General features: G+C 49.4%; 13 protein-coding genes. 12 read left to right on the top strand and 1 reads right to left on the bottom strand.

Annotation, left to right across the window (positions count from 1 at the left end):
* Positions 1–144 precede the first annotated feature (144 nt).
* Positions 145–1,923: an aspartate--tRNA ligase gene (gene aspS / locus H6A13_RS02760; RefSeq protein ID WP_204908096.1), complete on the top strand. Its 1,779-nt coding sequence runs from the start codon at positions 145–147 to the stop codon at positions 1,921–1,923.
* Here the strand turns inward: aspS and H6A13_RS02755 are convergent.
* Positions 1,920–2,861, bottom strand: a complete 942-nt coding sequence (locus H6A13_RS02755) for a nucleoside recognition domain-containing protein (RefSeq protein WP_204908095.1) — start codon at positions 2,859–2,861, stop codon at positions 1,920–1,922. The genes aspS and H6A13_RS02755 overlap by 4 nt on opposite strands.
* Positions 2,862–2,978: 117 nt before the next feature.
* Between H6A13_RS02755 and H6A13_RS02750 the strand changes: the two genes are divergently transcribed.
* The 11 genes from H6A13_RS02750 (at position 2,979) to hisZ (ending at position 14,222) form a co-directional block, all read left to right on the top strand.
* Positions 2,979–4,427 (top strand): aminoacyl-histidine dipeptidase, encoded by a 1,449-nt coding sequence (locus H6A13_RS02750; RefSeq protein ID WP_204908094.1) that lies wholly within the window; start codon positions 2,979–2,981, stop codon positions 4,425–4,427.
* A 104-nt stretch (positions 4,428–4,531) separates the two neighbouring features.
* Positions 4,532–5,242 (top strand): M23 family metallopeptidase, encoded by a 711-nt coding sequence (locus H6A13_RS02745; RefSeq protein WP_204908093.1) that lies wholly within the window; start codon positions 4,532–4,534, stop codon positions 5,240–5,242.
* Between the two features lie 66 nt (positions 5,243–5,308).
* Positions 5,309–6,721, top strand: a complete 1,413-nt coding sequence (locus H6A13_RS02740) for an RsmF rRNA methyltransferase first C-terminal domain-containing protein (protein WP_204908092.1) — start codon at positions 5,309–5,311, stop codon at positions 6,719–6,721.
* Positions 6,718–7,452: a pseudouridine synthase gene (locus H6A13_RS02735; protein ID WP_204908091.1), complete on the top strand. Its 735-nt coding sequence runs from the start codon at positions 6,718–6,720 to the stop codon at positions 7,450–7,452. Before H6A13_RS02740 ends, H6A13_RS02735 begins: the two co-directional genes overlap by 4 nt.
* Positions 7,421–8,107, top strand: a complete 687-nt coding sequence (locus H6A13_RS02730; RefSeq protein ID WP_243416445.1) for an HAD family hydrolase — start codon at positions 7,421–7,423, stop codon at positions 8,105–8,107. Before H6A13_RS02735 ends, H6A13_RS02730 begins: the two co-directional genes overlap by 32 nt.
* Positions 8,104–10,014: a YgiQ family radical SAM protein gene (locus H6A13_RS02725; protein WP_204908090.1), complete on the top strand. Its 1,911-nt coding sequence runs from the start codon at positions 8,104–8,106 to the stop codon at positions 10,012–10,014. The genes H6A13_RS02730 and H6A13_RS02725 overlap by 4 nt, the downstream gene beginning before the upstream one ends.
* The gene (locus H6A13_RS02720) at positions 10,011–10,775 is read left to right on the top strand and encodes an SDR family NAD(P)-dependent oxidoreductase (RefSeq protein ID WP_204908089.1); all 765 of its coding nucleotides are present in this window, start codon (positions 10,011–10,013) and stop codon (positions 10,773–10,775) included. The genes H6A13_RS02725 and H6A13_RS02720 overlap by 4 nt, the downstream gene beginning before the upstream one ends.
* Positions 10,776–10,791: 16 nt before the next feature.
* Positions 10,792–11,364, top strand: coding sequence for a hypothetical protein (locus H6A13_RS02715; protein ID WP_207751829.1), 573 nt, complete (start codon positions 10,792–10,794; stop codon positions 11,362–11,364).
* A gap of 27 nt (positions 11,365–11,391) precedes the next feature.
* Positions 11,392–12,396, top strand: coding sequence for an RluA family pseudouridine synthase (locus tag H6A13_RS02710; RefSeq protein ID WP_204908088.1), 1,005 nt, complete (start codon positions 11,392–11,394; stop codon positions 12,394–12,396).
* The gene (locus tag H6A13_RS02705; protein ID WP_204908087.1) at positions 12,354–12,902 is read left to right on the top strand and encodes a Holliday junction resolvase RecU; all 549 of its coding nucleotides are present in this window, start codon (positions 12,354–12,356) and stop codon (positions 12,900–12,902) included. The genes H6A13_RS02710 and H6A13_RS02705 overlap by 43 nt, the downstream gene beginning before the upstream one ends.
* 66 nt (positions 12,903–12,968) lie before the next feature.
* On the top strand, positions 12,969–14,222 hold the full coding sequence (hisZ, locus tag H6A13_RS02700) for an ATP phosphoribosyltransferase regulatory subunit (protein ID WP_204908086.1): 1,254 nt from the start codon (positions 12,969–12,971) through the stop codon (positions 14,220–14,222).

The following is a 14,222-nucleotide window of genomic DNA, read 5'->3' as shown; positions in this document are numbered from 1 at the left end:
TAATAGTTTCTAGTCAACTCTATTTTACCATAAACCTTGAGGAGATATTTTATTTTGGCAACAAAAAATGCCGTATTTATGCGGCTTTTGGCGTTTCGCAAACGCCTATGTATATTTACGATTTGAAAGGAGAACAGTGTGCAGATGTTTCAGTCAAGAACCCATACATGCGGGGAATTACGCAAAGAACATGCCGGGCAGCAGGTGACCATCGTAGGATGGATGGAAAATGTGCGGGAGGTGGGAAGCAGTCTTGCCTTTGTGGTGGTCCGGGATTTTTATGGGATCACGCAGGTTGTGATCGAAACAGAGGAATTAATGGCGGTTGTCAAAGATATCAATAAGGAGTCCACGATCTCGGTTACTGGCCTGGTGCGGGAGCGGAGTAATGTGAATTACAAGATCCCCACCGGAGAGATCGAAGTGATACCCGGCACGATCCGGGTTCTGGGGCGGTGCACCCATCAGGAACTGCCCTTCGAGATCCGGCATTCCCGGAATGCAGATGAGTCCCTGCGTCTCAGATACCGATATCTGGATCTGAGAAATCCGGAGGTGCAGCAGAAGATCGTGCTGCGAAGCCAGATTATTTCCGCTCTTCGAAGCGCCATGACAGAACATGGTTTTCTGGAGATCACGACGCCCATCCTGACAGCTTCTTCTCCGGAAGGAGCCAGAGATTACCTGGTGCCGGCCAGAAAACATCCGGGAAAGTTCTATGCGCTTCCCCAGGCGCCGCAGCAGTTTAAGCAGATCCTGATGGCATCGGGGATTGACCGGTATTTCCAGATCGCGCCCTGTTTCCGGGACGAGGATGCCAGAGGAGACCGTTCGCCAGGAGAATTTTACCAGCTGGATATGGAGATGGCGTTTGCCTCAAAGGAAGATGTCTTTGCAGTGATCGAAGACGTCCTTCCGCCGGTATTTGAAACTTACGGCGTTTATGACAGGGCATCCGGCGCGCCATTTGTCAGAATCCCCTATGCACAGGCTATGGAAGAGTATGGCACGGATAAGCCTGACCTGCGGATCGATCTGAAGGTTGCAGACGTGACAGACCTTCTTCAGGAGATTGGTTTTGATCCGTTCCGGGATCAAAGCATCAAAGCGGTTCCGGTTTCCGACTGTCATCTGACCAGAAAGGCTATTGATAAGATCTGCGCGGAGATCGAGGTGCAGTCCGGCAGCAAGGCATATTGGTTTAAGACAGATGAAAATGGCGCCATCAATGGCGGCATTGCGAAATTTATCAATGCGCAGGAAGATCTGATCCCGTCCCTGACCGAAAGACTGGGACTGCAACCTTCCATGCTGGTGGTCTTATCAGCCGGAAAGCTTGCAGACGCGCAGAAGACGGCCGGTGTTGCGGTGAAAAAACTGGGAGAGGCCTGCGAGGGGCATATGGACAAAGAAAAATATGCGTTCTGCTGGGTCGTTGATTTCCCGATGTACGAGATTGGAGAAGAATCCGGGGAACTGGAATTCTGCCACAATCCATTTTCCATGCCGTCCGGAGGGATGGAGGTTCTTCTGAAAGCGGAGCGCGGCGAGATCGATCCGCTTGACATCCTTGCGGATCAGTATGATCTGGTATGTAACGGCGTAGAGCTTTCTTCCGGCGCCGTCCGTAATCATGATCCGGAGATCATGATCAAGGCTTTTGAACTGGTGCGCCTGGGAGAAGAGGAAGTAAAGGCAAAATTCCCGGCCATGTATACGGCGTTTACCTATGGAGCACCGCCGCACGCGGGCATTGCTCCGGGAGTAGACCGGATGGTGATGCTGCTTTGCGCAGAGGAGTCTATCCGGGAAGTGATTGCTTTTCCGATGAACAAGAATGCACAGGATATCATGATGGGAGCCCCCTCGGAAGTAGAGGAGAGGCAGCTTAAGGAACTGCACATTGATGTGAAAGACCGTTAAAGGGTACAGAAAACCGGATAGAATACAAATGCAAGGAAGCTGGACGCAACTGCTGCGGCCAGCTTTTCTGCCATATAAGGCCAAAACATAAGTCCTGTCCCGCGGATCACAGAAGCTGTCTGAGCGGCGCAGCAGAATCCGCCAAAAGAGGTAAGAAAGATCACGAGAGCATATTTTACAGCCGGAGCAAGGTCAAGGCTGCACAGGTACACGGCGCCGTTTGTCATCTCAAGTGAGGGGATGAGTATCAGGCGGATCAGGAAAGGCGGGTCCGGGATCAGACGCAGGACTGAAAAAAGAATGGAAAAGAGCATAATGTATCCGCCGATCCGCGCAATATTTTCCAGGGCGTCCATGATGCAGTCATCTGCAGAACAGGAACTGCCGGAATCCGGGCCCGGCTGTCTGGAAAAAGGTTTTTCATCCCTGTAATTGCCGGACCGGAAGAGCTGCCGGAATCCCAGGGAACAGACCATGGGGACCAGAAGGAGCAGGCAGACGGAGGGAAGGGTGAAAGAAGGGCTTTTCAGGCACTGCACGGTCAGGAAATTGGCGATATAACCAGGGCTTGCATTGTTGCAGAAAGAAAGAAGGTAATTGCCTTCAGACGGAGAAATCTTTTCTTCCCGTACAAGATCCGCCGTGGTTTTAGCGCCCATGGGATAGCCGCACAAAAAGCCGCACAACATGGCAAAGGCTCCATAAGGAGAGATCCGGAAGATGCGGCAAAGAAAAGGAGACAGCCATTTGGAGATCCAGACGACCGCGTCTGTCCGGATCAGGAATCCAGAGACAATAAAAAACGGCAGAAGCGTAGGCAGGACAGTGCGAAACCAGAGGAGAAGGCCGCTTGTGGCGCCCTGGAATACGGTATCCGGAAAAGCAAGGAGAAGGACGAAAAACAGGAGAGACCAAGCTGCGAAAAAAGGGCGTTTCATAGTGGGAAAACCTTTCGTAGATTTCTTGGTTCAATTTTATGGGGAAGCTTGAATTTTTATGTTAAATGTTCCATAATAGGCATAGAGTGAAAAATCAAAAGAAAAGAGGGAATAGAAATGGCAGTATTAGAAAATCTCGAACCAAAGCAGGTGTTCCATTTCTTTGAGGAACTCTGCAAAATTCCGCATGCCACATTTGACACCAAACGGATCAGTGACTATTGTGTGGAATTTGCGAAAGAAAGGGGACTGGAGGTATCTCAGGATGACACCAACAATGTGATCATCAAAAAACCGGGAACAGCCGGTTATGAGAACAGCGAACCGGTGATCCTGCAGGGACATCTGGATATGATCTGTGAGAAAACTCCGGATTCCGATCATGACTTCACAAAAGACGGACTGGATCTTTATGTGGAGGACGGGTATGTCAGAGCCAGAAACACATCTCTTGGGGGAGATGACTGTATCGCGGTAGCGATGGCTATGGCGGTCCTGGACAGCAAGGATATCCCGCATCCGCCCATTGAAGCGGTATTTACCGTTGATGAAGAACTGGGAATGGGCGGCGCTGAAGCGGTAGATCTTTCTCAGTTAAAGGGAAAGATGCTGATCAACATTGACTCGGAAGAAGAAGGAATCCTGACTACAGGATGTGCCGGCGGAATCTTTTATAAGACCGTGATCCCGATGAAAAAAGAAGCTGCAGAAGGTACACTGGTAAAAATCAATATCCATGGCCTTCTGGGCGGACATTCTGGTAATGAGATCCACAAACAGAGAGGCAATGCCAATAAGATGATGGGCAGACTTTTGTATCGTCTGGGGAAAGAGACGGACCTGCGCCTGACAGAGATCTGCGGAGGAAGCAAGGATAATGTCATTACCATGAATGCTTCTGCAGGCGTGCTGGTACCGGCAGATCAGGCGGCAAAAGTGCAGGAAATGACCGACGAGATGCGTCAGATCTGGCTGGACGAGTTTATGGGTGAGGAGCCGACACTTGCCGTGGATTATGAGGTGACAGCAGACGTACATATGGATGCCTATGACAAAGATTCTACCAGAAGAGTGATCGCATATCTGGAAGTGGCTCCTAATGGACTGCAGGAGTACAGCCGGAAGTTAAAGGGAATTGTGGAAAGTTCTCTGAACCTTGGCGTAGTGGAATGTGACGATACTTCCGTGACCACACAGTACCTGATCAGAAGTTCTGTAGAGACCAGAAAACAGCAGATGAGAGAGCAGGTAGAGCAGTGTGCGATCCTGGCCGGAGGAAAGGGAGAGACGACCGGAGAATATCCGGCATGGCAGTTTAAGGCAGATTCCAAACTCCGTCCGATCATGGTAGAGACCTATAAGGAACTGTATGGCAAAGAGCCGGTAGTATCCGCTGTTCATGCAGGACTGGAATGCGGTCTCTTCTTAGGCAAACGTCCGGATCTGGACTGCGTATCCTGCGGACCGAACCTGCTGGATATTCACTCCTTTAACGAGCATCTGGATATCGCATCTACAAAGAGAACCTGGGAATATCTTCTGGCAATTCTGAAAAAATGTAAATAATATCCTGTAATGTTTCAGACCGCCGTTCTTCTTGAAAGGACGGCGGTCTTTTTTCGCGCGAAGATTCATATACTGGCATGAAATGATAGAAAAAGGGAAAGAAAATGAAACGCCGGTTTTATAAAAACAGTATGATTCTTCTGATCCTTCTTGCGCTTTTCAGTGTTCTGGGCATTCATTCTATGCTGGAAAAAAGCCGTCAGTTTCAGGCGCAGGATCTGACGCTGGAGGACGCGGGATACCGCCGGGATTTCTTCAGTGAGAGTATGAGAAGCGATCAGCATCTGTCTTTTGAGTGTCAGACATTTCTTACAAATGTGGAAAAGGAAGCGGTTTATTTCCCGATTCCCGAGTCTACTGTGGATAAATCCCTTTCAGTCAGCTACACGGATTCCTGGATGCAGGAAAGAAATTACGGGGGAGAATCGGGGCATGAAGGGACAGATCTTATGGCTGCCAGGAATGAAAGAGGGATTTATCCGGTGTTGAGCGTTTCTGACGGGACGGTGACAAATCTTGGCTGGCTGGAAAAAGGCGGTTACAGGGTCGGGATCACTTCTGAAAGTGGTACTTATTATTACTACGCTCATCTGGAGTCTTATGCCAATATCCGGGAGGGCGACCGGGTCAGGGCGGGAGAGCTTCTGGGGTATATGGGAGATTCCGGGTACGGACCGGAAGGAACGACGGGACAGTTTGATGTACATCTGCATTTTGGGATTTATCTCTATCAAAATGGTGAGGAATATAGTTTTAATCCTTATCATTTACTGTGTTATCTGGAAAAACATAAATTAAAATATGCATATTCCTAGAGTTATGGTGTGGATTGTGTTATACTTTGAATATGTATGTGCCAAAATTCAGAACGGAGGAATGTTATGAATCTGCCCCGCGCATTTGAAGAAAAGATGAAGGGACTTCTGAAAGAGGAGTTTCAGGAATATATAGATTGTTATGAGGAACCCAGATATTACGGACTCAGGGTAAACACCGGAAAGATTACAGTACCCGAATTTCAGAAGATCTGTCCTTTTGAGATCCGTCCGGTCCCCTGGATCCCCAATGGATTTTATTATGACGGAGAGACGGTTTCCCCGGCAAAGCATCCCTATTATTATGCAGGGCTTTTTTACCTGCAGGAGCCAAGCGCCATGACGCCGGCCAGCCGTCTGCCAGTGGAACCGGGAGACAAGGTGCTGGATCTGTGTGCGGCGCCCGGCGGAAAGGCAACGGAACTGGGGGCAAAACTTACCGGCGAGGGACTTCTGGTTGCCAATGATATCAGCAGTTCCCGGGCAAAAGGTCTCTTAAAAAATATAGAAGTGTTTGGAATCGGAAATGTACTGGTATCCTGTGAGGAACCGGGAAAGCTGGCCGGATTCTTTCCAGAATATTTTGATAAGATACTGATCGATGCGCCCTGCTCCGGAGAAGGGATGTTCCGTAAAGATAAAAAAATGGTCCGCGCATGGGAAGAACATGGACCGGAGTTTTTCAGTAATATCCAGAGAAACCTGATCTGTCAGGCGGCCGGAATGCTGAAACCGGGCGGGATGCTTCTTTATTCTACCTGTACGTTTGACAGCCGGGAAAATGAACAGATTATTGCCCATCTTTTAAAAGAAGACCCCCGGTTTGAGATTCTTTCTATAGAACCATACGAGGGGTTCGCTCCCGGAATGCCGGAACAGGCAGAAGAGGGGCCGGAAGAACTTTCCAGAACCGTCAGGATTTTCCCACACCGGATGAAGGGGGAAGGCCATTATCTTGCGCTCCTTCACAAAAGAGACGAAAAGGCCGGGGAGGAGTTAATAGACCACGCTCCTTCACATACATTTACAAAAACATCTGCCGGAAGGAAGGAACGGGTGCCGGAGGAACTGACAGAATTCTGGAAACACATCTCAAGACCTCTCAGGCCGGACCGGCTGGAGATACGGGGAGACAAGATCTATGAGATGCCGGAAGGGCTGCCGGATCTGAAGGGACTTCGCTTCCTGCGGACAGGCCTTCTCCTGGGAGAATTGAAAAAGAACCGTTTTGAACCCAGCCAGGCGCTTGCGATGACTCTTGGAAAAGACAGCTGTGATGCCTGCATCGATCTTTCCTGTGAGGACGAACGGGTTGTCCGGTATCTGAAGGGTGAGACGCTGGATGTGGAAGATCTGGCCGGCGGACAGGCCGGCGGATGGTATCTGGTCTGTGTGGACGGTTTTCCTCTTGGATGGGGCAAAGTAAGCCGCGGGATTTTAAAGAACAAATATCTTCCGGGATGGAGGATTTGCGGATGATGCGCCTGGATAAATTCCTGGCTGAGATGGGAGTCGGTTCCAGGCAGGAAGTGAAAAAATATATCAGAAAAGGAATGGTCTGTATCAACGGGGAGACGGCCGCAGGGCCGGAACAAAAGATCCGTGAGACGGAAGACCTGGTTACTTTTCAGGGAGAACAGGTCGCGTATGCGGCTTATGAATACTATATGCTGAATAAACCGGCAGGGGTGGTGTCAGCCACGACAGATGCAAGAGATACGACGGCAGTGGATCTGATCCGGGAGAAAAAAAGGAAGGATCTGTTTCCTGCCGGCCGGCTGGATAAAGATACGGAAGGACTGCTGCTCATTACCAATGACGGGACTCTTGCACACCGCCTTCTTTCTCCGTCCCGCCATGTGGACAAGACTTATTTTGTGCGGGTAGAAGGACTTGTGACCGAAGAACTGGCGCAAACTTTCGCCTCAGGGATCGATATCGGTGAAAACGGACAGACAGAGATGACAAGGCCTGCAAAGCTTGAGATACAAAGGAGCGGGGAAGTTTCAGAAGTCTATCTGACGATCCATGAAGGAAAATACCATCAGATCAAGCGGATGTTTCAGGCGGCCGGAATGCGGGTGATTTATCTGAAACGTCTGACCATGGGGAGCCTTAAGCTTGATCCGGCTTTAAAACCCGGAGAATACCGGCCCCTGACAAGAGAGGAGCTTAAGAATGTTACAGACGAAAATGCTGGAAGGCATTGACGGGATCATCTTTGATATGGACGGGACCCTTCTGGATTCGATGTGGATATGGCCGTCCATTGATGATGATTATTTAAATAAATATCAGCTGACAAAGCCGGAACGCTTTCATGAATCCATGGAAGGAATGAGTTATCCGGAGGTGGCACAGTTCTTTCTGGATACGTTTCCCGGGCTTTCCCGCACCAGAGAACAGGTGATGGAGGAATGGATGCAGATGGCCAGGGACAAGTACCGCACGCAGGTGACAATGAAAGGGGGCGTTCATTCTTTTATCCGAGAGATGAAGTCCCAGGGAAAGAGGATCGGGATTGCAACCAGTAATGCCAGAGAACTGACAGAAGACGCCCTTGACGCGTTAAAGATCAGCGGCCTGTTTGACGTGGTGCGTACCGCAGGGGAAGCGGGAGCCGGAAAACCTGCCCCGGATGTTTATCTTATGGTTGCCGCGGAACTAAAGGTGGAGCCGGAAAGATGCCTGGTGTTTGAAGACGTACCCATGGGAATCCTGGCAGGAAAAAATGCGGGAATGAAGGTCTGCGCTGTGGAAGATGCTTTTTCCAGTCTTCAGCGCGGGAAGAAAAAAGAACTGGCCGATTATTATATCAATGATTACTATGATATTTCCAATGAGACATATGAGGTGCTGGAATGAAACAAGGGTTTTTGCCTCTGTGCAGGCAGGATATGATCGATAGAGGATGGGACCGGGTGGATTTTGTCTACGTGTCCGGAGATGCCTATGTGGACCATCCGTCCTTTGGACACGCCATCATTACCCGGCATCTGGAGGCTCATGGATATAAGGTCGGCATCATCGCCCAGCCGGACTGGAAGGACAGCGCTTCGGTTACGGAATATGGAGAGCCAAGGCTGGGGTTTCTGGTGTCTGCCGGCAACATGGATTCCATGGTGAATCATTATACGGTTTCGAAAAAAAGAAGAAAAACGGATGCCTATACACCAGGCGGAGTGATGGGAAGACGTCCGGATCATGCCGCCGTTGTGTACAGCAACCTGATCCGGCAGACATACAAGGATACGCCTGTTATCCTGGGCGGGATCGAAGCCAGTCTTCGAAGAATGGCGCACTATGATTACTGGTCGGATCAGCTGAAGCGATCCATTTTGCTGGATTCCGGCGCGGATCTTATTTCTTACGGAATGGGCGAGCGCTCCATACTGGAGATTGCCGATGCGCTGGAAGCGGGGATCGCGGTGAAGGATCTTACGTTTATTCCGGGAACCGTATTTAAAACACGTTCTCTGGACTGTGTATATGAGCCGGAAGTGCTTCCGGATTATGAGGAACTGTGTGCGGACAGGCTGGCCTATGCCAGGAGTTTTTACACGCAGTACTGTAATACCGATCCTTTTACGGGGAAATGCCTGGCAGAGCCTTACGGTGGACATCTGTATGTAGTGCAGAACCCGCCGGCCAGACCTCTTGGCCAGGAAGAAATGGATGAGATCTATGCATATCCCTATGAAAAAACGTATCATCCTTCTTATGAAAAAGACGGAGGCGTGCCTGCGATCTCGGAAGTAAAGTTTTCGCTGGTCAGCAACAGGGGATGTTTTGGGGGATGTAATTTCTGCGCCCTGACCTTTCATCAGGGGCGGATCATCCAGACCAGAAGTCATGAGTCTTTGATCAAAGAAGCAAAGGAAATGACGAAAGATCCGCAGTTTAAAGGATATATCCATGACGTGGGCGGCCCGACGGCCGATTTCCGTCAGCCTTCCTGCGAAAAGCAGCTGGAACACGGCGTCTGCAAGAACCGTCAGTGCCTGTTCCCAAAGCCGTGCAGGAATCTGAAGGCAGATCATAAGGATTATGTATCTCTGCTTCGAAAGCTGCGGGAGATTCCAGGGATAAAAAAAGTTTTTATCCGTTCCGGGATCCGGTTTGATTACGTAATGGCAGATCCGGACGACACATTTTTCCGGGAGTTATGCGCCTTTCATGTCAGCGGACAGTTGAAGGTGGCACCGGAACATGTGTCAGATGCGGTGCTTGACAGAATGGGAAAACCGGGGAACCAGGTATATCAGGCTTTTGTGAAAAAATATCAGAAGATAAACCGGGAACTGGGCAAGGATCAGTATCTGGTCCCGTATCTGATGTCCTCGCATCCGGGATCGACTTTGAAAGAAGCGGTCACACTGGCGGAATATCTGCGGGACATCGGACATATGCCGGAACAGGTACAGGATTTTTATCCCACTCCCTCAACGATTTCTACCTGTATGTATTATACGGGTGTGGACCCGCGGGATATGAAACCGGTTTATGTGCCGAAAAATCCGCATGAAAAAGCGATGCAGCGGGCGCTGATCCAGTACCGGGATCCGAAAAAATATGATCTGGTCCTGGAAGCGCTTCATAAAACCGGACGCATGGATCTTGTAGGATATGACAGACACTGCCTGATCCGTCCGCGAAAAGAACAAGGGAGTGTGAGGCAGGGGGCAAAACCCCGGAAAAACGGCCAGGCTTCCAGAGGGAACCGGAAGAAAAAGACGATCCGGAATATTCATAAAAAGAAGGGAAACGTATGAAAATCGCAGTAGTTACAGGAGCTTCCTCCGGGATCGGAAGAGAATTTGCAAGACAGATCCCGCAATTATACAGGCATCTGGATGAACTCTGGGTTGTGGCAAGGCGGACGGAGCGGCTGAAAGAACTGGAAAAGGACGCGCCGCTTCCTGTGCGGATCTTTGACGGAGATCTCAGGCGGGATTATATCTATGAACGGCTGCAAAAAGAACTGGACAGGCAAAATGCAGAGATCCGTATGCTGGTCAATGCTGCCGGATATGGAAAGACGGGCAGATTTGAAGAGATCCCGCTGGAAGATCAGTTGGGAATGATCGACTTAAACTGTCGTTCTCTGACGAAAATGACAGGAATCTGTCTTCCGCATCTGCGCAAAGGAAGCCGGATCGTAAATATCGCATCAGCGGCGGCTTTTTCACCGCAGCCGGGATTTGCGGTATATGCCGCAGGAAAGTCTTATGTGTATCGTCTGTCCATGGCGCTGCGGGAAGAACTGAAGGGAAAGGGGATTCTGGTAACCGCCGTTTGCCCCGGACCTGTGGAGACAGAATTTTTTCAGATATCCGGAGAACTGCCCGGAAAGTTAAAGACTGCTTTCCGCCAGGGAGTGTCGGAAGTGGTACGGCAGGCATTAAAAGACGCGGCAAAAGGAAAGCCTGTATCCGTGTACGGGAACACGATGAAGGCGGCAAGGATTTGCGGCAAGATCCTTCCGGATCCGCTGCTTGCAAGTTTGATGAAACGTACAAATCAGATCAGATAAAAGGGGAGAGTAGATCATGAAACTGGAAAAAGGACAGCCGGGATATATCAAGGCCAGAAAACTCAGGTATCTTATGCTGGCGGTGGCAGAGTTCGCGATTGTTGCGGCGGTATTTATCCTGGGCTATATGCAGACAGGAAGCAGAATGAATCTTTTTACCGTGGCGGCGGCAGTCGGCTGCCTGCCGGCTACAAAGATGCTGGTGGAATTTATCACGATGGCGCCATACAAGAGTATTGATCCGGAAAAATACAAGGAGCTGGAAGAGAAGGCCGGTCTTCTTACCAGGGCCTATGACCTGATCATTACCAGTACAGAGAAGGTCATGTCTGTGGAAGCGGTGGTGATCAGCGGCCATGTGGTATGCGGGTTTACATCGAATCCGAAGACGGATGAAACCATTCTGGCGCGGTATATCAAAACGACTTTGAAAAACCAGCGGTATGATAAGATGACGGTAAAGATTTTTCATGATTATCAGGCATTTCTGGCCCGTGTGGAAGGAATGGGCAACATCGCCGCGGTACAGAAGCCGGACAAGCGTCGGGATCAGGCTGTCAGAAAGATTCTATACAGCATTTCCATGTAGCAATAAGTGTTTCTGAAAAGGACTACTATGAAAGAAATATTGGTGAATGAAAAAGATGCCGGACAGAGAATGGATAAATTTTTAAAAAAGTATTTAAAAGATGCTCCGGCAAGCTTCTTTTATAAAATGCTTCGAAAGAAAAATATCGTATTAAATGGCAAAAAGGCGGAAGGAAAGGAAAAGCTGGTCTGCGGAGACAGGATCCAGTTGTTTCTCTCGGATGAGACGATCGCAAAATTTTCCGGACAGAACTCAAAACCTTCCGTTCCAAAAGGGAAGGCGCCGGTTCTGGATATTATCTATGAGGATCCTCAGATCCTGCTGGTCAATAAACCTTCCGGGATGCTGTCACAAAAGGCAAAAGAATCGGATCTGTCCCTGGTAGATGTGATCACGGCTTATCTTCTTAACAGCGGCCAGATGACTCCAGTGGAACTGCATACCTTTCATCCGGGGATCGGCAACCGGCTGGACCGGAATACCAGCGGGCTTGTGGCAGCCGGAAAGACCGTGGCTGCGCTGCAGACGCTGGGACAGATGTTCCATGACCGGACGATAGAGAAGAGGTATCTCTGTATCGTAAAGGGACAGATCAGGAAGAGCGGATATATCAGCGGCACGCTTTCCAAAGACAGCCGGACCAATCAAGTGACCATCGGTGAAGATAACGGAGCTTTGATCAGGACAGCCTACCGGCCTGTCGCCTGGAATGAGGAGATGACACTTTTAAATGTTCATCTGATCACAGGAAAGACCCATCAGATCCGCGCGCACCTTTCCTCCATCGGACATCCGATCCTGGGAGACCCCAAGTACGGGGATCTGAAATGGAATGCATACTACCGGAAGAAATACAGGGTCTGTTCGCAGCTTTTACACGCTGCAACTCTTACGTTCCCTGTGACAGAAGGACCGCTTGCGGCGGTATCGGGAAAAACGTATACTGCAGCGGTGCCGGAAGAATTTTGGAAGATCATAAAGGAGACATCATGGCAACATGGAATTCAAGAGGCCTTAGAGGTTCCACATTAGAAGAAATGGTCAACCGTACCAATGAATGGTATCAGGAGAAGGGGCTTGCGCTGATGCAGAAGATCCCTACGCCTATAACCCCGGTGAAGATGGATAAAGAGCACAGGCAGATCACGCTTGCCTATTTTGATCAGAGAAGTACGGTAGACTATATCGGGGCGGTACAGGGGATCCCGGTGTGTTTTGACGCCAAGGAATGTGTGGCGGATACCTTTCCGTTACAGAATATCCATGAACATCAGGTCCGTTTTATGGAAGCCTTTGAACGCCAGGACGGGGTAGCGTTTATCCTGATCTATTACGCTGCAAGAAACCAGCTTTATTATCTCCGGTTCCAGGAACTGTATCGTTTCTGGAGGCGGGCGGAAGAAGGCGGGCGCAAGAGTTTTCGCCTGGATGAACTGGATCCGAGATTTTTTCTGGATTTTAAGAGAGGATACTATATCCCGTATCTTGACGCGCTGAATCTGGACCTGTCGATGCGGGATCAACTTGACAATGAATAGGAAAATGCTTATAATTCAAGAGTCTGTAGATTTAATACAGTAGCACGCTAAAGTAACGGAGGAGCTATGAAAAAATTACTGCATACACCAGAGGGTGTCCGGGATATTTATAACGTAGAGTGCGGGAAAAAGCTTGCGCTGGAAGCAAGGTTAAAGAAAGTATTCCATCTGTACGGATATCATGACATCCAGACGCCGACATTTGAGTATTTTGACGTGTTCCGCAAAGAGATCGGAACCATTTCATCCAGAGAACTGTATAAATTTTTTGATAAAGAAGGCAACACCCTGGTGCTTCGGCCGGATTTTACCCCGTCGATCGCCCGGGCGGCTGCAACTCTTTTTCAGGAGGAAACACTGCCGATCCGGCTTTGTTATACAGGCAGCACCTTTGTCAATCATTCCAGCTATCAGGGACGCCTGAAAGAATCGACGCAGATGGGAGCGGAGCTTCTGGGCGATGATTCGGCGGAAGCGGATGCAGAAATGCTGGCGCTGGTGATCGAGTCTATGCTTACGATCGGTCTGAAGGAATTTCAGCTGACAGTCAGCAATGTGGCCTTTATCGAGAGCCTGATCGAAGACGCTGCTTTAAAAGAAGAAGAGCAGGAACGGGTGCGCGAACTGATCATTAACCGTAATTATTACGGGGCGGAAGAATATCTGGACAGCATTCAGGTAAAGCGCAGCACAAGAGAGGCATTTGCCTCCTTAAATGGTCTTCTTGGCGGTGTTGACATTCTGGAAAAGGCAAAAAATATTGCGCCCAATTCCAGAGGCGTGATGGCCCTCCGGCGGCTGGAGAAAATTTATGATCTTCTGAAGCTGTACGGAGTGGAGAAGTTTGTCACCTTTGATCTGAGTATGATGGGAACCTACGGATATTATACAGGCATCATTTTCCGCGGCTATACTTATGGAACCGGGGATGCGATCGTAAAGGGAGGCCGTTATGACCACCTGATCGAAAAGTTCGGGAAACAGTCGGCATCCATCGGGGTTGGAATTGTTATTGATGAATTGATGAATGCACTGACCCGTCAGAAGATCCGTATCTTATATACCAGAAAAAATACGATGATCCTTTATGATGAAGGACGCCAGAAAGAAGCGATTGCTCTTGCAAAAGACTTTCGCAGCAAAGCGAAAAATATCGAACTGATCAAGAAGGCAAAGGATAAACTTCTGGAGCAGTATGTGGAATATGGAAAAGAGTATTATGCAGGGAATCTGATCTATATTAAAAAGTCCGGAGAGATTACCATGATCAATCTGGTCAGCGGAGAAGAAAAGACCCTGAATGGCACAGATAGGAGTTAA

The organism is Mordavella massiliensis, from assembly GCF_016902415.1.
In the GTDB taxonomy this organism is placed as follows: domain Bacteria; phylum Bacillota; class Clostridia; order Lachnospirales; family Lachnospiraceae; genus Merdimonas; species Merdimonas faecigallinarum.
This window is presented reverse-complemented; position numbering and strand designations above follow the sequence as displayed.